16 protein-coding genes are annotated in these 17831 nt (G+C 63.2%); 7 read left to right on the forward strand and 9 right to left on the reverse strand.

Translation table 11 applies throughout. The features are described from left to right. The first annotated feature begins 3 nt into the window (after positions 1-3). The 5 genes from recJ to HK439_RS02285 all read left to right on the forward strand — a co-directional run bounded on the left by recJ (position 4) and on the right by HK439_RS02285 (position 5448). On the forward strand, positions 4-1839 hold the full coding sequence (gene recJ, locus HK439_RS02265; protein ID WP_190289732.1) for a single-stranded-DNA-specific exonuclease RecJ: 1836 nt from the start codon (positions 4-6) through the stop codon (positions 1837-1839). Between the two features lie 94 nt (positions 1840-1933). Beyond that, complete coding sequence (locus tag HK439_RS02270; RefSeq protein WP_190289733.1) at positions 1934-2134, forward strand: hypothetical protein; 201 nt, start codon at positions 1934-1936, stop codon at positions 2132-2134. 93 nt (positions 2135-2227) lie between these two features. After that, the gene (locus tag HK439_RS02275; RefSeq protein WP_190289734.1) at positions 2228-3124 is read left to right on the forward strand and encodes a nitrilase-related carbon-nitrogen hydrolase; all 897 of its coding nucleotides are present in this window, start codon (positions 2228-2230) and stop codon (positions 3122-3124) included. A gap of 155 nt (positions 3125-3279) precedes the next feature. Continuing rightward, positions 3280-3771 (forward strand): NUDIX hydrolase, encoded by a 492-nt coding sequence (locus HK439_RS02280; RefSeq protein WP_190289735.1) that lies wholly within the window; start codon positions 3280-3282, stop codon positions 3769-3771. Positions 3772-3945: 174 nt separating this feature from the next. Beyond that, positions 3946-5448 (forward strand): inorganic phosphate transporter, encoded by a 1503-nt coding sequence (locus tag HK439_RS02285; protein ID WP_190289736.1) that lies wholly within the window; start codon positions 3946-3948, stop codon positions 5446-5448. 85 nt (positions 5449-5533) lie between these two features. Here the strand turns inward: HK439_RS02285 and HK439_RS02290 are convergent, their stop codons facing one another. From HK439_RS02290 to HK439_RS02330, 9 genes are all read right to left on the reverse strand, one after another. Continuing rightward, positions 5534-6376: a substrate-binding domain-containing protein gene (locus HK439_RS02290; RefSeq protein WP_190289737.1), complete on the reverse strand. Its 843-nt coding sequence runs from the start codon at positions 6374-6376 to the stop codon at positions 5534-5536. 29 nt (positions 6377-6405) lie between these two features. Continuing rightward, complete coding sequence (locus HK439_RS02295) at positions 6406-7170, reverse strand: ATP-binding cassette domain-containing protein (RefSeq protein ID WP_190289738.1); 765 nt, start codon at positions 7168-7170, stop codon at positions 6406-6408. Next, positions 7163-7870 (reverse strand): ABC transporter permease, encoded by a 708-nt coding sequence (locus HK439_RS02300; protein WP_190289739.1) that lies wholly within the window; start codon positions 7868-7870, stop codon positions 7163-7165. Before HK439_RS02300 ends, HK439_RS02295 begins: the two co-directional genes overlap by 8 nt. A gap of 176 nt (positions 7871-8046) precedes the next feature. Next, positions 8047-8787 carry an endonuclease/exonuclease/phosphatase family protein gene (locus tag HK439_RS02305; protein ID WP_190289740.1) on the reverse strand — a complete coding sequence of 247 codons (741 nt, stop codon included), beginning with the start codon at positions 8785-8787 and terminating at the stop codon, positions 8047-8049. 79 nt (positions 8788-8866) lie between these two features. Beyond that, entirely contained in the window at positions 8867-10231 is a 1365-nt protein-coding gene (locus tag HK439_RS02310; protein WP_190289741.1) for an HD-GYP domain-containing protein, read from the reverse strand. Positions 10232-10315: 84 nt separating this feature from the next. Next, on the reverse strand, positions 10316-10879 hold the full coding sequence (locus HK439_RS02315; protein WP_190289742.1) for a sarcosine oxidase subunit gamma: 564 nt from the start codon (positions 10877-10879) through the stop codon (positions 10316-10318). Continuing rightward, on the reverse strand, positions 10872-13874 hold the full coding sequence (locus tag HK439_RS02320) for a sarcosine oxidase subunit alpha family protein (protein WP_190289743.1): 3003 nt from the start codon (positions 13872-13874) through the stop codon (positions 10872-10874). Before HK439_RS02320 ends, HK439_RS02315 begins: the two co-directional genes overlap by 8 nt. Next, complete coding sequence (locus HK439_RS02325) at positions 13871-14176, reverse strand: sarcosine oxidase subunit delta (RefSeq protein ID WP_190289744.1); 306 nt, start codon at positions 14174-14176, stop codon at positions 13871-13873. The genes HK439_RS02320 and HK439_RS02325 overlap by 4 nt, the downstream gene beginning before the upstream one ends. Positions 14177-14186: 10 nt before the next feature. Then, positions 14187-15440 carry a sarcosine oxidase subunit beta family protein gene (locus HK439_RS02330; protein WP_190289745.1) on the reverse strand — a complete coding sequence of 418 codons (1254 nt, stop codon included), beginning with the start codon at positions 15438-15440 and terminating at the stop codon, positions 14187-14189. Between the two features lie 342 nt (positions 15441-15782). On the opposite strand from HK439_RS02330, the gene HK439_RS02335 reads away from it, so the two are divergent. Together HK439_RS02335 and fghA are read left to right on the forward strand one after the other, a co-directional pair. Next, entirely contained in the window at positions 15783-16895 is a 1113-nt protein-coding gene (locus tag HK439_RS02335; protein ID WP_190289746.1) for an S-(hydroxymethyl)glutathione dehydrogenase/class III alcohol dehydrogenase, read from the forward strand. A 105-nt stretch (positions 16896-17000) separates the two neighbouring features. Continuing rightward, positions 17001-17828: an S-formylglutathione hydrolase gene (gene fghA / locus HK439_RS02340; RefSeq protein ID WP_190289747.1), complete on the forward strand. Its 828-nt coding sequence runs from the start codon at positions 17001-17003 to the stop codon at positions 17826-17828. The last annotated feature ends 3 nt before the right edge of the window (positions 17829-17831 follow it).

A 17831-nucleotide genomic window follows, 5' to 3' on the forward strand; every position in this document is an offset into this window, starting at 1 on the left:
CCCATGAACGGCCCGACCGGCAGTGACGGTTCGGGCCGTCTTGTTCTGGGCGTTGCCCGCTCGGCCAATGACAATGCCTGGCGGGAACGGCTCGACCAGGCGCAGGCCCTCAACGCCATGACGATCGCGCAGCGGCTCGGCGTGCCGGATGTGCTGGCGCGGGTCATGGCGGCGCGCGGTGTGGAGCCGGAAGGAGCCGAAGACTTCCTGGCGCCCTCGCTGAAGATGCTGATGCCGGACCCGTCCCGGCTGGTCGACATGGACGCGGCCGTCGAGCGCGTTGCCGATGCGGTGCAAGGCGGCACGAAGATCGCGATTTTCGGCGACTACGATGTGGACGGAGCGACCTCGTCGGCCATTCTCGCCAAATACCTGCGCTGGCTGGGGCTTGATCCGGTCATCCACATTCCGGACCGGATCATCGAAGGCTACGGACCGAACGGTCCCGCAATCGAGGCCCTGAAGGAAGGCGGGGCGGGGTTGCTCGTCACGGTCGACTGCGGCAGCACCTCGTTCGAGGCGTTCGAGGTTTCCAGGCAACTAGGACTTGAGGTGGTCGTCATCGATCATCACCAGGTCGGCGAGGAACTGCCGAAAGTCCGGGCGCTGGTCAACCCGAACCGGCAGGACGATCTGTCGGGGCAGGGGCATCTGGCTGCCGTCGGCGTCACCTTTCTGTTCCTGGTCGGGCTGAACCGGGAGCTCCGGCGGCGCGGGTTTTTCCAGGGGCATGGCTTCCAGGGACGAGGCGAACCGGACCTGATGGCCCTTCTGGATCTGGTCGCTCTCGGTACGGTGTGCGACGTGGTGCCGCTCAAGGGGCTCAACCGCGCCTATGTCACCCGGGGGCTTGCGGTCATGCACAAGCGGCTCAATCCGGGACTGGCCTCGCTCGCCGATGCCGCGCGAGTTGCGGGAAAGCCCGCGCCCTATCACCTGGGCTTCCTGCTCGGACCCCGGATCAACGCCGGCGGACGCATCGGCGATGCGGCGCTGGGCGCACGGCTCCTGACCTGCGACGATGGCTACGAGGCTCGCGAGATCGCCGCCCGGCTCGACCAGCTCAATACCGAACGCCAGGCGATGGAAGCCGTCATGCTGGAGCAGGCCGGCGCCCAGGCGGCCATTGCGCTCGAACAGGGCGACCTGGCGGTGCTGATCACCGGTTCCGACGACTGGCATCCGGGCATCGTCGGACTGATCGCCTCGCGCCTCAAGGAGGCCCACCGCAGGCCGGCCTTCGCGGTCGCCTTCGATGAAACCGGCAAGGGGACCGGATCCGGACGGTCTATCCAGGGTGTCGACCTCGGCAAGGCCGTGCGCCAGGCGGTCGACCTGAAGCTCCTGGAAAAGGGCGGCGGTCACGCCATGGCTGCGGGTCTGACGGTCATGCGCGACAAGCTCGACGACCTGACCGCCTATTTCAACGAAACGCTGGCTGAGGATGTGGAAGAGGCGGCGTCGAAACGCGACCTGAAGATCGACGGCGCGCTGACGGCGACCGGCGCGACGCTGGACCTGATGGAAAAACTGGAGCAGGCAGGCCCTTTCGGCGCCGGTCATCCTGAGCCGGTGTTCGCCTTTCCGGCCCATCGGGTCGCTTTTGCCGACGTGGTCGGCAAGGGGCATGTGCGTGCCAGTATTGCCGCCCCGGACGGAACGACCCTCAAGGCGATATCCTTCAAGGCCGATGACAAGCCGCACGGCAAGATGCTGCTGGAGGGGCGGGGCCGGAACCTGCATGTGGCCGGAACGCTTTCGATCGATACCTGGCAGGGCAGTCCGAAGGTGCAGCTTCGCATCCTGGATGTGGCGGACCCGCAGAAAGTGCGGGTCTGAGGGTCCTGTTAAACATGCTTAACCGCCGTTAACCAATTGGAAACGTCCCCGGGCCTAGCCTTTTTGCAGGCAGAAGGAATCGCCGGGGGCTGACATGCACGCTCAGGAAGAGCTGAAGAACCTTTTCACCGAAATCGAACAATCCAGCGACCGGGCGCTTGCCGGACTGCAGAAGGTCCGCGCGACCGCGAAGCTGCAGGCCTTGCCGAGCAACCGGCAGATGATGGCGCTGCAGGCGGCTTTCCTCGGTGCGCTGGCCTCGCTGATGGCGCTCTGGATCAGCCGCGGGGCCTAGAGCATCGGGCGATAACGTCGCCGGATCCTCTTTACGTGTCCTGAAATATCGGGCAGAGGTGACATGAGTTGCACCTTGCCCGGAGCCTTTTGAATGCAGGACTACGCCATCGCCTTGTGTGCGCTCAATCTCGGCTTCGCTCCCGGGTCGCCTGCCGCGTTCGCTCAGCACATCGAAGAGAAAATGGCGAAAGCCGCCCGGCAGGGCGCGCGGTTTGTCGTTTTTCCCGAATATGCCATCGAGGCAGCGCTCGCCTGGAAACCGGCGGATCTTCCGCCAACCGGGGAGATGGCTTTTCTTGCCGACGCCGGCGCGGACCTGATCGAATTGCTGAGGCCCTTTCCGGTACGACACGGAATTTCCCTGCTTTGCGGCTCCATGCCTGTCGTCTGTGAAGGCGGGCATTCCAACACGGCGGTTCTTCTGACCGCAGACGGTCGTGAGATCCGGCAGGAGAAACTGTCGCTGACCCCCGGAGAGCAGGACGCGGACAGCTGGGATCTGACACCGGGAACCACGCTGAACGTCTTCGAACTGGACGGCCTGCGCATGGCGATCCTGATCTGCCTCGATGTGGAGATGCCGGCGCTCTCGTGTCTGCTGGCGCCGGAGAAGCTCGATCTTCTGCTGGTGCCGTCCATGACGGAAAAGCTCTCCGGCTATCACCGGGTCTTCGGCTGCGCGAAAGCACGGGCGGTGGAGCTGATGACGGCCGTTGCCGTGTGCGGAACCGTGGGCGCGGCGAAGGGCACGACCCAAATGCCGACCAATGTCTCAGGCGCGTCCCTGTTTCTGCCTTGCGAGGAGGAATTGGGCTTTACAGGCATCGGCGCTGAAATCGCTCCGACGGGCGGGGAAGGGGGCGAGGAGCCCTTCCTGATTGCGAACGTGCCGGTTGAGACATTACGCACACTCCGCGGAGGGTCGGCGGAGGTCTGGCCCGGATCCTGGTCGGCAGGCCATATCAATGTCATGCGGGAAGCCGGCTAAATTTCCCATTGAGAATTTTCGCTAGGGGAATTAAGCAAGATTTCACAAAATGCGCACAATGTGCACTTATTGCTGGACATCGCATCGGCTTGGGCGTATTTCCCTAAGTGAAAATCCTTATTCCGATTCCCGATAAACCCGCCCGATAGACCCGGATGACAACAACAGCACTTACACCGCCGTCAGTTTCGCTTTTCCTGCAGACCCTCGTTGGCATATTCAAGCGGCCGCCCCGGCTTCAGGTCGCCGCGATGTGCTATCGCAAGTCGCGGAACGGGCTGGAGGTTCTGCTGGTGACGTCCCGCGGAACCGGAAGGTGGATCCTGCCGAAGGGCTGGCCGGAACTGAAGGAAGCGGCCCATGAGACGGCAGCGGCGGAAGCCTATGAAGAAGCGGGCGTCGTCGGTTCGGCCGAAAGCAGGCCGTTTGCCCATTTCCGCTCCTACAAGGGGATGGACGGCGGACTGAACCTTCGCATCCGTGTCGATGTCTACCTGGTCAAGGCCAAAGACCAGCTCAAGGACTATCCGGAACACGGACAGAGGGATGTCGCCTGGGTTCCGGTTGCAAAAGCGATCGAGATGACCGACGAGCCGGGCCTGAAGCGGGTCTTGAGGCGTTTCGAGGCGCATTTCAAACACGACTGAGTGGTCCGGGCCCCTCGAATGGCCGAGAAACTGCCGAATTTTGTATTAGATGGCTAAGAAATCTATGGACTAGCGCTCCTGCGCAATTGATTCCTGGCCGTAATTGTTTATCCCTGCACCCTGCGAACGACCGGGTACTTACGCCCGGAGACCGAAAGCCCGGGAACGAGGTGCATGGACGTTCACAAGAGCTACAAGAAGCCAACCCTCGACAAGGATCTGGACAAGATCACCTATATCGAGGAGGCCGCCACCAATGTCGGCCGGGGTCTGGCTGCGCCCGGATTTGCGTTTCTCTTCATCATTCTGTCCGGGGCTGTCGCCGGCATCTACATGACCGGCACCCATGGAGCGGCGGTGATCATGGCTGCCGCGGCCATCGGTGCCTATATGGCGCTGAATATCGGCGCCAACGATGTGGCGAACAACGTCGGCCCGGCCGTCGGCTCGCGCGCCATGACAATGGTGACCGCCCTGATCATTGCGGCCCTGTTTGAAAGCGCAGGCGCGCTGATTGCCGGCGGCGATGTGGTCGGGACGATTTCCAAGGGGATTATCGATCCCAACATGGTCAGCGATCCGTCGGTCTTCATGGCGGCGATGATGGCCGCTCTGGTGTCCTCGGCCTTGTGGATCAACCTCGCGACCTGGCTGGGCGCGCCGGTCTCGACGACCCATTCGATCGTCGGCGGCGTCATGGGCGCCGGTATTGCGGCCGCCGGGATGTCCTCGGTGAACTGGCCGACAATGGGCAGTATCGTTGCCAGCTGGGTGATCTCGCCTTTGCTTGGCGGCGTGATCGCCGCCATCTTCCTGGCGATCATCAAGACCTTCATCATCTATCAGGACGACAAGATCGCCGCGGCGCGGCGCTGGGTCCCGATCCTGATCGCGATCATGACGGGCTGCTTTGCAGCCTATCTGGCGATGAAGGGACTGAAGCACCTCTACAAGATCAGCCTGTTAGAGGCGTTGGCCGGCGGCTTCGTCATCGGACTGGTTTCCTGGGCCATCGTCCGGCCGCTGATCCGGATGCAGTCGGAGGGCCTTGAAAACCGCAACCAGTCCCTGCGCAAGCTGTTTGCGCTGCCGCTGATCTGTTCTGCGGCACTCCTGTCCTTTGCCCACGGCGCCAATGACGTTGCCAATGCGGTCGGGCCGCTGGCTGCGATCGTGCACACCGCCGGACTTGGCGAGGTCGTCGCGAAGGTGGCCATTCCGCTCTGGGTGATGGCGGTCGGTGCGCTCGGGATCTCCTTCGGGCTTCTCCTGTTCGGTCCGAAGCTGATCAACATGGTCGGCCAGCAGATCACCAAGCTCAACCCGATGCGCGCCTATTGTGTCGCCCTTTCGGCGGCGATCACCGTGATTGTCGCCTCCGGACTGGGGCTGCCGGTCAGTTCGACCCATATTGCGGTCGGCGCGGTCTTCGGCGTCGGGTTCTTCCGGGAATGGTACACGGAACGCTCGACGCGCCGGATGGAATACCTGAACAAGAACAACGTGCAGATGGAAAAGAAGGTTCGTCCTGTCCGGAACAGGGAAGAACAGAACCGGCGCATGCTGGTGCGCAGGGCTCACTTCATGACGATCGTTGCGGCCTGGGTTATCACCGTGCCGGCTGCGGCGCTGCTGTCGGGCGGGCTGTTTTTCGTTCTGCGCCCACTGATGGGCTGATCCGGATAACCGGCTGTTCGGGGGATATAAAAACGGGGGGCAAGCCCCCCGTTTTCGTGTCTGCCGTCCAAATTTCCCGATCGGGTCAGTTGGATGCGGATCCCTTCGCATTCGGGAAGAACAGCTGTTCGCCGTCGACCTTGTAGGAAGCGATGGCTTTCTGACCCTCCGCTCCGATCAGCCAGTCGATGAATTCCTGGCCGGCTTCCGCCTTTACGTTCGGGTGTTTTTCCGGATTGACCAGCATGACGCCGTACTGGTTGAACAGGCGGTCGTCGCCCTGGGTCAGGATTTCAAGCGCATCCTTGTTCTTGAAGGCGAGCCAGGTGGCGCGGTCGGACATGGTGTAGGCGCCCATGCCGGCAGCCGCGTTCAGGGTTGCGCCCATGCCGGAGCCGGTTTCCCGGTACCAGTCGCCGGATGCGGCGGTCGGGTCGATACCCGTCTGCTTCCACAAGGCGCGTTCCTTTTTGTGGGTGCCGCTGTCATCGCCGCGGGAGGCGAAGATGGCCTTGCTGTCGGCGATCTTCTTGAGGGCCGCGGTCACGTCGGTCATGCCCTTGATGCCGGCCGGATCGTTCTTCGGCCCGACGATGACGAAGTCGTTGTACATGACGTCGAAGCGCTTCACGCCGAAGCCGTCGGCGACGAATTTCTCTTCGGCCGGCTTTGCGTGGACGAGCAGGACGTCACCGTCGCCATTGGCGGCATTTTTCAGAGCCTGGCCGGTACCGACCGCGACGACGCGGACTTCAATCCCGGATTTTTTCTGGAACTTGGGCAGGATATAGTCGAGCAGGCCGGAATTCTGGGTCGACGTGGTCGACTGGACGACGATGAATTTGTCCGCCGCAAATGCTGCGGCACTTGCTCCGACCGTCAGGCCGATTGCCACGACCCCTGCGGCCAGGCGTTTGAAAAGGCTCATATCTGTTCTCTCCCTTATGAGTTTGTGACCTAGATAAGGATCTCGCCGGCCAGATAGGCGCGGGCGGCCTCGGATTCAGGCCGGTCGAAGAAGGCCTTCGCCGGCTTGTGCTCGGTGATCCGTCCGGCATGGATGAAGACGACCTCCTCGGCGAGGCGGCGGGCCTGGTGCGGGGCATGGGTGATCATGATCACCTTCACCCCGGAGCGCCGGACCTTGGAGATTGCCTGCTCGATGAGCAGGGTCGAGGCCGGGTCCAGGTTGGCGGTCGGTTCGTCCAGCATCAGGACCTTCGGCTTCAGGATCAGCGCGCGGGCGAGCGCCAGCCGTTGCTGCTCACCGCCGGACAGGACCCGGGCCGGACGTCTGGCCAGGGATTCAAGTCCCAGGTCCGCAAGGGCTTCCTTCAGCCGGATCGCCCTGTCAGGGATTCTGCGCAGTCCCAAGGCGAAGTTCAGATTTGCGGAAACCGAGCGGCGCAGCAGAACAGGCTTCTGGAACACGAGCGCCTGTTCCTTGCGAATGGCTTTCGTCAACGGCTGACCGGACCATCTGACGTCCCCGGAGGTCGGTTCGAGCAGGCCGTGCAGCAGGCGAAGCAGCACGCTTTTGCCGGCGCCGTTCGGTCCCATCAGGACGGTCAGGTGATCCGTGGCGAGATCCAGATCGATGCCCTTGAGAATTTCCGTATTGTCCGTGGCAAATGTCAGATTGCGGACCTGCAGCGGCATCGGCGATGGCGCAGACTGAAGCCGGATTTCCGAATGAGCGGTAATGCTGACGACCTCATGCATGGGCCGCGCTCCGTTCCGTACCGCGCAGGAAGGCGACGGCGCCGTTGACGGCAAGGGCGATCAGCAAAAGGACCATCCCGAGGGCAAGCGCAAGCGCCAGGTCACCGCGCGAGGTTTCCAGGGCAATGGCCGTGGTCATCATCCGGGTCACGTGGTTGATGTTGCCGCCGACGATCATGACGGCCCCGACCTCCGCCACCGCACGGCCGAAGCCGGCAAGCAGAACCGTGATCAGGGAAAACCGGGCATCCCACAAAAGAGCACCGACCGCCGTGTGCCAGGGCACGACGAGGGAATGAAAGGTGTCGGCATATTCCGCGTTCAGATCGGCAATGACCTGGCGGGTCAGGGCGATGATGATGGGCGTGATCAGGACCGCCTGGGCGATGATCATCGCCGTCGGCGTATAAAGCAGCTGCAGGGGCCCAAGCGGCCCCGCATTGGACAGGAGCATGTAAACCGAGAGGCCGACCACGACCGGCGGCAGGCCCATGAGCGCATTGGCCAGCACCGTAATGGCGCCGCGTCCGGGAAAGCGGGAAACAGCAAGAATCGCACCGAAAGGCAGTCCGATCAGCGCGGAAATGCCAAGCGCGGTCGCGGTCACGCGCATGGACAGGGCAATTATTTCGGCCAGGTCTTCGTTTCCACTGACGATCAACTCGCCGGCCAGGGTGAAGCTGTGCGCAAAATCCTGCATTTTCCGTCAAAAATTCCTGAATGTTCTCCTAGTGGTAGCGTAACCTAGAATTCTGCACGACAAAAGAGGTCTATCCTCCTTCCCGGGATAAACTGCCTTTCTGAAATGTGCAGGGTGCATATCCGCCGGCCGTTCGGCCGGATCGGGCGTGCGAAATGGAAAACGGCGGGAAAAGGTCAGACCGCGGTCGCCTCTTCCGCAGGCGTGGTCGGGCGCGCCTTGTGGACCAGCGTGAGACTTGCCCAAACAGGCAGGTGATCGGAAGCGATCCGGGCGGTCTCCGAACGGTGGACGCCGGTGTCCAGGACATTGAATTCCGGACTGGTGATGATCCGGTCGAGGCTTGCGACCGGCATCGGAGACGGGAAGCTGCGTCCCGGCGTCGTGACCTGAAAATGAGGATTGAACATCTTCAGGCTCTGGGCCGTATCCCACCATTCGTTGAGGTCGCCGACCAGAATCGTGGGCAGGTCGTAGGGGCGGGAATGGAGCTGGGTCATGAGCGAGGCGATCTGGCGTTTGCGATAAGTCGCGACGACGCTCAGGTGCATGGCGGCGACGCGGATCTGCTGTCCTTGGATTTTCAGGTCCGCCATAACCGCGCCGCGCGGCTCCAGGGTCGGCAGCTCAAGACGTCTGAAGTCGATGATGCTGATCGACCGGCGGACCAGAATCGCATTGCCATGCCAGCCGATACTGCCTTCTCGGATCGCCAGGGGGACCGGTTTGTAGTCGGTCAGCTCCGCGATCAGTTCCGGCTGGAGCGTGGTTTCCCGGGGTCCGAAACGCTTGTCGACCTCCTGAAGGGCGATCACGTCGCAGTCCATTTCGGAAATGACCTTGAGCGTACGCTCCGGCCGCCGGCGCGCGTCCAGCCCGATACTTTTCTGGATATTGTAGGAACCGATCTTCAGCATGGTCCGAATTTGCCCTGCGAAAGGTTAAGGGATCAAGACGAAGATGGGTGAAACGGATGCGGGAACGTGAGGTCGGTCGTCATGCCGCCTGCATGCGACCCAGTTTTTCCAGAGCCGCCCGCAGCCCGGTCAGGCAGGTTTCGTCAATCGCGGTGCCGATGTCCCCGGTCATGATATGCAATGCCTTTTCGATGGGCATGGCGGCCCGGTAGGGGCGGTCTGCCGTCAGGGCGTCGAAAATATCGGCCGTGGTGACGATCCTGGTTTCCATGCTGATTTCATGTCCTGACAGCCCGTCAGGATACCCCTTGCCGTCGAGGCGTTCGTGATGGCCGCGGGCAATCGGAGCGAGATCCGCGAATGCCGATACCTGCGACAGGATCTGGTGGGAAAAAACCGGATGCAGGCGGATTGCCTGCCACTCGTCCTCTTCGAGCTTGCCCGGCTTGTCGAGCACCATGTTGCTGACGCCGAGCTTGCCGATGTCGTGGAGAAGGGCCGCGCGTTTCAGTTTCCGTCGATCCGGCTCGCTGTAGCCGAGCTGTTCGGCAATCAGATCAGTGAACAGGGTGACCCGCTCGCTGTGACCGGCGGTATAGGGGCTTTTGGAATCGATGACCTGGGCGAAGCCGGCGGCGATGTCGTCGAGCTGATCCTCGTCCACGGTCCGGACCAGGCGCGCCGGCTCCAGATCATAAACCAGAGGGGCGAGGTCTTCACTGTCCAGGGTTTGCCAGAAACCGGGATGGTTGGCTACCGCTTCGAAACAGTCTGCCAGCTCGGAGTCAAACCAGGTTCCTGTCCGCCCCCGCACCTCCCTGACCGCTGCGTCCGACCCGGCATTGGTCCGGAAAACATCGATCACCTGTGCCAGAAGCGCAATCCGGGAAAAGACAGGGATCCTTTCTCCCGAAAACCCGTCCGGCTTGCCGCTGCCGTCCCAGTGTTCGTCCAGGCTGTAGATCCCGTCGCAGACAGCCGGGGAGAAATGCATCTGGCGTGCGATGTCTGCGCCGCGATGGCAGCGCGTCTCGATCAGCTCGCGGGTGATTTCACCACCGTTCTGAAGGATGTTGATGATCGCTCGAAACCGTTCTGCCAGTCCGGATTTGAGACCGGTATGGGACAGCACGAACCGGAGGGCCTCCGACAGGCTGCCGCCGATGAGCTTGAAATCCTGCTTTAGCGAAATGTCGTCGGCCAGATAAAGCTCGCAGATCCGGGCCGCGTTGCTCGAGCAGCCCAGATCCTTCAGCAGGATCGTGTAGTAGAGGTCGACGAGTTCGGTTTCGCCGAGCCCGTAGGCCTTGCCGATATGAAAGCCGATCCAGCAGCACCGGACGCAATGCCCGCGCGGCTGGCCTTCGGTAATATCAAGGGCATGGCTGAGGGCTCCGAGAAGTTCGGAGAGCCTGATTTCGGTTGCCGGAAGGAGATTGGACATCGGCTTGCCTGGGTTCGATCTTCAAAACCAAGGCAAGCACACAGTCCTTAAATAAGTATATCCCCTTACAGGCGAGCCGCTGTTTCAAGCCGCCTGAAGTTCTGTTGCCGGTTCCGCCAGCAGGCCGGCCACATAGTCCATGAAGGACCCCCAGGCTTCGACGACGAAACTGTCGTCCCCGATCCGCCAGAGCATGACCGGCGCCTTGTGGAAGAGCGTGCGGGTGACCATGCCGACCGGAAAGGCGGACACATCCAGATCGATCGGGATGCCGGAATTCAACAGCCATTCGGCCTTGTCGCCAGTGACGATCAGCGCCTCCTGACGGTGGGAAATGTCGACGAGCGCGTGCGGCGCGTCGCCGATTGCTTGCGTCATGGCCGCCTGCAGGGCTTCGGTATCGTCTTCGGGGGCCAGCAGCAGCCATTCGTCCGGACCGAGCCAGAGGGCTGCCTTCCCAGAGCTTTCGGCGGCCGTAAGCGGCTGCTGCGGCAGGTCGAAACCGAGTGCCTTGGCGGCCGCGTCCTGAGCCGCCTTGCGGCCACGGAAGGAAAACCGGCCGAGCGGCGCGGCTTTCAACATGGAAATGGCAGGCAAGCTCAGAACCGGTTCTTCGGCCGCATCGGGCTGGTAGAGGGGGTTAGCCATTTAGGCGGCCTCCTTCCTTGTCGACGAAGACGGGTTCGGTCACTTCGACCTCGATCGCACCGCCGGGCATGGGGATGTAAAGCGTTTTTCCGTGAAGCGCGCGGCCGTCCTTGACCATGGCAAGCGCAATGGAGCGGCCGGCGGCCGGGCTGTGATAGGCGGAGGTCACATGGCCCTCCGCGGACGTGCCCTTGGCCGGATCCGGCACCTTGGTGACCTGGGCGCCTTCCTCCAGAACGATACGAGGGTCCTTGGTAAGGAGGCCGACGAGCTGCTTGCGGCCTTCGGCGATGAGGTCGGGGCGGGCAAGCCCGCGTTTGCCGACGAAGTCCTTCTTCTTTTTGCCGATCGCCCAGCTCATGCCGACATCGTCCGGGGTCACGGTGCCGTCGGTTTCCTGGCCGACGATGATGTAGCCCTTTTCGGCACGCAGCACGTGCATGGTTTCCGTGCCGTAGACGACACCACCGAGCTTTTCGATTTCCGCGGCCATGGTGTCCCAGACCATGGTGCCGTGGCGGCGCGGCACGTTGATTTCAAAGCCGATTTCGCCGGTGAAGGAGATTCGGAACAGCCGGCAGGGAACGCCGGAGAAGGTGCCGGTCGCCACGCTCATGTGCGGGAAGGCATCAGGCGACAGGTCTATTCCGGAGATGAACGGCGCGATGGCGTCGCGGGCGAGCGGCCCCTGCAGGGCGATGACCGCATACTGTTCGGTGGTCGAGGTCACCCAGACATCGAGATCGGGCCATTCGGTCTGCAGATAGTCTTCCATGGTGGCGAAGACATGGGCCGCGCCACCGGTCGTCGTGGTCACATGAAACCGGTCCTCGGCGATCCGGCCGATCACGCCGTCGTCGATGATGAAGCCGGCGTCGTTGAGCATCAGGCCATAGCGGCAGCGGCCTGGCTTCAGCCCTTTCCACGGGTTGGTGTACATCCGTTCCAGGAATTCCGCCGCATCCGGGCCGACGACCTCGATCTTGCCCAGCGTCGAACCGTCGAAGAGGCCGACCTTTTCCCGCACGACTTGGCATTCGCGGGCAACGGCGCCGTGCATGTCCTCGCCGTCCTTTGGGAAATAGCGCGACCGCTTCCACTGGCCGACGTCCTCGAAGACGACGTCATTGTCGACGGCCCACTGGTGGGACGGGGTCTTGCGGACGGGATCGAAGAAATCGCCGCGCGATGAGGTGGCGAATGTGCCGAAGCTGGTCGGCGTGAACGGCTGGCGGAAGGTGGTCAGGCCCACCTGCGGCAGGGGCTTGTCCAGGGCAGTGGAGGCAATCGCCAGGGCGTTCATGTTCGACAGGCGTCCCTGGTCGGTCGCCATGCCGGTGGTGGTGTAGCGCTTGATGTGCTCGATGGAGTGCATGCCCTCGCGCACGGCAAGCTTCACGTCCTTGGCGGTGACGTCGTTCTGGTAGTCGACGAAGGCCTTGACGCGGGAGGCATCGCGGTCGTTCGGCAGGTCTCCGAGGGTGCCGCCTTCACCGGCATGGGCGCCGGTCGCAACCGCATAGGTGCACTTCGCGCTCTTGCCTGTTGCTGATTTCGCGGCGTCTTCCCCGGCCGCATACCCGTCCTCAAGCACCGCGTTCAGGCCGTAAAGCCCCCGGCAGGCGCCGGCGGAGCGTTCGTTCTGGGGATGAGCGCCCGGAAGGAAGTTGCCGCTGGCCTCATCCCACACGACCTTGCCGCGGGACTGGGAATAGAGGCTGACGGTCGGGGTCCAGCCGCCGGACATCAGGAGGGCGTCGCAGGCAACGTCGCCGGCGGAGCTGACGGCCCCGGTGCTGGAAACGTGGCCGAGCAGCGCGCCGGAGACGCGCTTGCGTCCCTGGGTCGCCGTCACGACACAGCCCGTCCGGACCTTGATATTGCGCGCTTCGGCAATGGTCATCAGGGCTTCGGGAACGATCTTGCGGGTGTCGGCGATGGCCGCGATTTCCACGCCGTTGTCGGCGAGATCGAAGGCGGCCTGCCAGGCGGTGTCGCAGGCGGTCGCCACCAGCACCTTCTGTCCGGCTTTCACGCCGTAGCGGTTGAGATAGGTGCGCGCCGCGCCGGCCATCAGGATGCCGGGCCGGTCGTTTTCCGGAAACACCATGGGCCGTTCGATGCTGCCGGCGGCGATCACGACTTCCTTCGCGCGGACCTGCCACAGGCGCTCCCGCGGCAGGGCCGGGTCGGGATCGGCCATGTGATCGGTGACCCGTTCGGCCAGCGCCACGAAATTCTGGGCGTAATATCCAAAGGCGGTGGTGCGCGGCAGCAGGGTGACGTTGTCCCTTGCGGCCAGGTCTGCGACCGTATCCTCCGCCCAGTCCGCCGGCTGCTTGCCGTCGATGGTGGCGGTGGTTTCGCTCAGCAGCGACCCGCCGAGGCTGGCCTGCTCGTCGCAGAGAATGACGCGGGCGCCGGTTTCCGAAGCGGCGAGGGCGGCTGCAAGACCGGCGGGACCCGCGCCGATCACCAGCACATCGCAATGGGCGTAGAGATTGGCGTAGCGGTCGTGGTCCGGGTTCTTCGGCGGCTTGCCGAGGCCGGCCGCAGCACGGATCACCGGTTCGTAGACCCGGTCCCAGAAGGCCTTCGGCCACATGAAGGTCTTGTAGTAGAAGCCTGACGGGAACAGGGGCGACAGCAGGTCGTTGACCGCGCCGATATCGAAGGACAGGGACGGGAACCGGTTCTGGCTGATGGCTTCAAGGCCGTCATAGAGCTCGACCTGCGTGGCGCGCAGGTTCGGGGTCTGGTCGCCTTTCCGATAGATGCCGACCAGCGCGTTCGGCTCTTCGGAGCCGGCCGTCAGGATGCCGCGCGGGCGGTGATACTTGAACGACCGGCCGACGAGATGAACGCCGTTGGCGAGCAGGGCCGAGGCGAGCGTGTCGCACTCGTAGCCTTCCATGCGTTCGCCGTCGAAGGTGAAGGAGATCTTGCGGTCGCGGTCGATCTGTCCGCCTTTTTCCGTGCGATAGGGCTGGCTCATTTGCCTGCCTCCTTGGCCAAAGACGCCAGATCCGGCATCGGCTCTCCGGCCTTGTAGATCTTCAGGAACTTGTCGGAGACCGTGTCGCGGACCGCATTGAAGAACCGGCCGCAGCCGTGGATGTGGCGCCAGCGCTCGGCGTAGACGCCCTTGGTGTTGGTGCGCATGTAGAGGAACTCCGCCCATTCCTCGTCGGTCTTGCCCGACGGATCTTCGGGACGGGCGATATGGGCCTCGCCGCCGCAGCGGAATTCGAGTTCCGGGCGTTCGACACCGCAATAGGGGCATTCGATCAACAGCATCGGACGTCTCCTAATGTGCCACGGCGGCGGCTGCCGCCTCGTCGATCAGCCGGCCGGTGCGGAACCGGTCGAGCGTGAAGGGGGCGTTGATCGGATGCGGTTCGTCCTTGGCGATCGTGTGGGCAAAGACATGGCCCGATCCAGGCGTGGCCTTGAACCCGCCCGTGCCCCAGCCGCAATTGACGTAAAGCCCCGGCACCGGCGTCTTGCCGATGATCGGCGAGCGGTCCGGTGTCACGTCGACGATGCCGCCCCAGTTGCGCAGCATGCGCATGCGCCGGAACATGGGGAACAGCTCGCAGATGGCGTCGATGGTGTGGGTGGTGATGTGGATGCCGCCGGTCTGGCTGTAGGAGACGAACTGGTCCGTGCCCGCACCGATCACCAGTTCGCCCTTGTCCGACTGGGAGATATAGGCGTGGATGGTGTTGGACATGACAACGCAGGGGAAGGCGGGTTTGACCGGTTCGGAGACGAGCGCCTGCAGCGGGTTGGATTCCAGCGGCACGCGAACGCCGGCCATTTCCATCAGCACACTCGTATGACCGGCCGCGACGACGCCGACCTTCTTCGCCTTGATGAAGCCCTTGGCGGTTTCGACGCCTTCAACGGCACCGTCCGCGCCGCGGCGAATGCCGGTCACGGCGCAGTTCTGGATGATGTCGACACCGAGGCTGTCGGCGCCGCGGGCATAGCCCCAGGCGACCGCATCGTGACGGGCCGTGCCGCCGACGCGCTGCAGCGCTGCGCCCATGACGGGATAGCGGATGTTCTTTTGAATGTTGAGGGGCGGGCAGAACTCCCGGGCTTCCTCGGGCGTCAGCCATTCGTTCTGGACGCCGGCCAGCCGGTTGGCGTGGATGTGGCGCTTGAACACCTGAATGTCGTGAACCGTGTGGGCCAGCATCATGACGCCGCGCTGGGAGTACATGACGTTGTAGTTCAACTCCTGGGACAGGCCCTCCCACAGATCGATCGCATGCTGGTAGAGCGCAGCACTTTCCTCCCAGAGGTAGTTGGAGCGCACGATGGTGGTGTTGCGGCCGGTATTGCCGCCGCCCAGCCAGCCCTTGTCGAGAACCGCGATGTTCTTCAGGCCATGTTCGCTCGCCAGATAATAGGCGGTTGCCAGGCCGTGGCCTCCGGCGCCGACGATGACGATGTCATATTCGGCCTTGGGTTCCGGCGCGCGCCACTGACGGCCCCAGTTCTTGTGGGCGGAAAAGGCGTTTTTGGCCAGTTCCAGAAATGAATATCGCGCCATGAAGCGAAGCCCCGACCATCATGAAAACGGACCAGCGGCAGATGACACACCGATCCGCGTTCCGTACATTAAAAGCGGTAGAACGGCAGGTCCCCCGAAACAAGGGCCGAACCGCTTTCCGTTGCCGGCATCATTTCAAGGCGGGGTCGGACGGCATGCCGGGTTTCAGTCGCAAGATAGCCTATTTGCGACATGCGGCGGCCGGTCGCGAGGAGGGGCCGGTATCGGGAGACTGTCGCGCGTGAAATTCAAGCAAGGCGGCTTTCCTCGCCGGTGCGTCTGGTCTATCACAGGGACCGATTCCGATAGTCACTCATTTAGTCATTGAGCCGGGAGGTCGCCATGGAAACACGTGCAGCCATCGCAGTCGCAGCGGGTAAGCCGCTTGAAGTCACCACGGTCAGGCTGGAAGGCCCCAAGGCTTTTGAAGTTCTGGTTGAAATAAAGGCCACAGGTATCTGTCACACGGACGAATTCACCCTGTCCGGTGCCGATCCGGAAGGCCTGTTCCCGGCCATCCTCGGCCATGAAGGTGCCGGCGTTGTCGTGGAAGTGGGGCCGGGCGTGACCACCCTGAAGCCGGGCGATCATGTCATTCCGCTCTATACGCCGGAATGCCGGACCTGCGAATACTGCCTCAATCCGAAAACCAACCTGTGCCAGTCGATCCGCGTCACCCAGGGCCAGGGCCTGATGCCCGACGGTTCGTCGCGCTTTTCCACGCTCGATGGCGATCCGATCCTGCACTACATGGGCACCTCGACCTTCTCCAACTACACCGTGGTGCCGGAGATCGCGCTCGCCAAGATCCGCGAAGACGCGCCGTTCGACAAGGTCTGCTACATCGGCTGCGGCGTCACCACCGGCATCGGTGCCGTGATCAACACGGCCAAGGTGGAAATCGGGTCGCGGGCGGTCGTGTTCGGCCTCGGCGGCATCGGCCTCAACGTGATCCAGGGTCTGCGCCTTGCCGGCGCCGACCAGATCGTCGGCGTCGACCTCAACCCGGACAAGAAGGAAATGGCCGAGCGTTTCGGCATGACCGACTTCGTCAATCCGAGCGAAGTGGAAGGCGACCTGGTGCCCTACCTGGTCAATCTGACCAAGGGCGGCGCGGACTACACCTTCGATGCCACCGGCAATGTCGGCGTGATGCGGACTGCGCTGGAATGCGCCCACAAGGGCTGGGGCGAATCCATCATCATCGGCGTGGCGCCGGCAGGCGCCGAGATTTCCACCCGTCCGTTCCAGCTGGTGACCGGCCGCTCCTGGCGCGGCACGGCTTTCGGCGGCGCGCGCGGCCGGACCGACGTGCCGAAGATCGTCGACTGGTACATGGACGGCAAGATCGAGATCGATCCGATGATCACGCACACCATGCCGCTGGAAGACATCAACAAGGGCTTCGACCTGATGCATGCCGGCGAGTCGATCCGTTCCGTGGTGTTTTACTAAAGTACGGTAAGCCGGGCTCGCATATTTCGCCCTTCTCCCTACCGGAGGAGGGCGGCTGCTGTCCGGCCGGATATATTTTCAAGCCTTTCTCAAGGAACTTTGGATATGAAGACCGTTTCCGAAAACCGTGCCTACGGTGGCGTGCAGGGCGTTTACAGCCACGCGTCCGACGCCTGTTCCTGCGACATGACCTTCGCGGTCTACATGCCGCCCCAGGCCAAGGACGGCCCGGTGCCGTGCCTGTGGTATCTGTCCGGCCTGACCTGCACCCACGAGAACGCCATGACCAAGGCGGGCCTGCAGGCCCACGCGGCGGAATTCGGACTGGCGCTGGTCTTTCCCGACACCAGTCCGCGCGGCGAAGGGGTCGCGGATGACGAGGCCTACGATCTCGGTCAGGGAGCGGGATTTTACGTCAATGCCACCGAGGCCCCCTGGGTGCCGCACTTCCGGATGTACGATTATGTCACGAAGGAACTGCGGGCTCTGGTGCAGGAGGCCTTCGCCGTCACCGATGCGCACGGGATCACCGGTCATTCCATGGGCGGACACGGGGCGCTGACCCTGGCGATAAACAATCCGGATCTCTACCGGTCCCTATCGGCTTTTGCCCCGATCGCCCACCCGACGGCCTCCGACTGGGGCCGCAAGCAGCTTGCAGCCTATCTGGGGTCGAATGAGGCGGTCTGGGCGGCCCATGACGCGACGCTCGTGCTGAAGGACAAAGGCTGGAAATCGGACATTCTCGTCGACCAGGGTGCGAGCGATCAGTTTCTCGACCTGTTGAAGCCGGAAGCGCTGGCGGCGGCCCTGGCCGAAACCCGGACGCCGTCCACCTTCCGCATGCAGGAAGGCTACGACCATTCCTACTATTTCGTCTCCACCTTCGGGCGGGACCACGTGCAATGGCACGCGGAACGGCTCAAGGCCTGATCG

This window comes from Roseibium aggregatum, from assembly GCF_014692675.1.
Lineage (GTDB): Bacteria > Pseudomonadota > Alphaproteobacteria > Rhizobiales > Stappiaceae > Roseibium > Roseibium aggregatum_C.

Excerpts from the sequence above, each read along its gene's own strand:
- recJ (WP_190289732.1), top strand. The coding sequence starts at position 4 with ATGAACGGCCCGACCGGCAGTGACGGTTCGGGCCGTCTTGTTCTGGGC.
- HK439_RS02270 (WP_190289733.1), top strand. The coding sequence starts at position 1,934 with ATGCACGCTCAGGAAGAGCTGAAGAACCTTTTCACCGAAATCGAACAA.
- HK439_RS02275 (WP_190289734.1), top strand. The coding sequence starts at position 2,228 with ATGCAGGACTACGCCATCGCCTTGTGTGCGCTCAATCTCGGCTTCGCT.
- HK439_RS02280 (WP_190289735.1), top strand. The coding sequence starts at position 3,280 with ATGACAACAACAGCACTTACACCGCCGTCAGTTTCGCTTTTCCTGCAG.
- HK439_RS02285 (WP_190289736.1), top strand. The coding sequence starts at position 3,946 with ATGGACGTTCACAAGAGCTACAAGAAGCCAACCCTCGACAAGGATCTG.
- HK439_RS02290 (WP_190289737.1), bottom strand. The coding sequence starts at position 6,376 with ATGAGCCTTTTCAAACGCCTGGCCGCAGGGGTCGTGGCAATCGGCCTG.
- HK439_RS02295 (WP_190289738.1), bottom strand. The coding sequence starts at position 7,170 with ATGCATGAGGTCGTCAGCATTACCGCTCATTCGGAAATCCGGCTTCAG.
- HK439_RS02300 (WP_190289739.1), bottom strand. The coding sequence starts at position 7,870 with ATGCAGGATTTTGCGCACAGCTTCACCCTGGCCGGCGAGTTGATCGTC.
- HK439_RS02305 (WP_190289740.1), bottom strand. The coding sequence starts at position 8,787 with ATGCTGAAGATCGGTTCCTACAATATCCAGAAAAGTATCGGGCTGGAC.
- HK439_RS02310 (WP_190289741.1), bottom strand. The coding sequence starts at position 10,231 with ATGTCCAATCTCCTTCCGGCAACCGAAATCAGGCTCTCCGAACTTCTC.
- HK439_RS02315 (WP_190289742.1), bottom strand. The coding sequence starts at position 10,879 with ATGGCTAACCCCCTCTACCAGCCCGATGCGGCCGAAGAACCGGTTCTG.
- HK439_RS02320 (WP_190289743.1), bottom strand. The coding sequence starts at position 13,874 with ATGAGCCAGCCCTATCGCACGGAAAAAGGCGGACAGATCGACCGCGAC.
- HK439_RS02325 (WP_190289744.1), bottom strand. The coding sequence starts at position 14,176 with ATGCTGTTGATCGAATGCCCCTATTGCGGTGTCGAACGCCCGGAACTC.
- HK439_RS02330 (WP_190289745.1), bottom strand. The coding sequence starts at position 15,440 with ATGGCGCGATATTCATTTCTGGAACTGGCCAAAAACGCCTTTTCCGCC.
- HK439_RS02335 (WP_190289746.1), top strand. The coding sequence starts at position 15,783 with ATGGAAACACGTGCAGCCATCGCAGTCGCAGCGGGTAAGCCGCTTGAA.
- fghA (WP_190289747.1), top strand. The coding sequence starts at position 17,001 with ATGAAGACCGTTTCCGAAAACCGTGCCTACGGTGGCGTGCAGGGCGTT.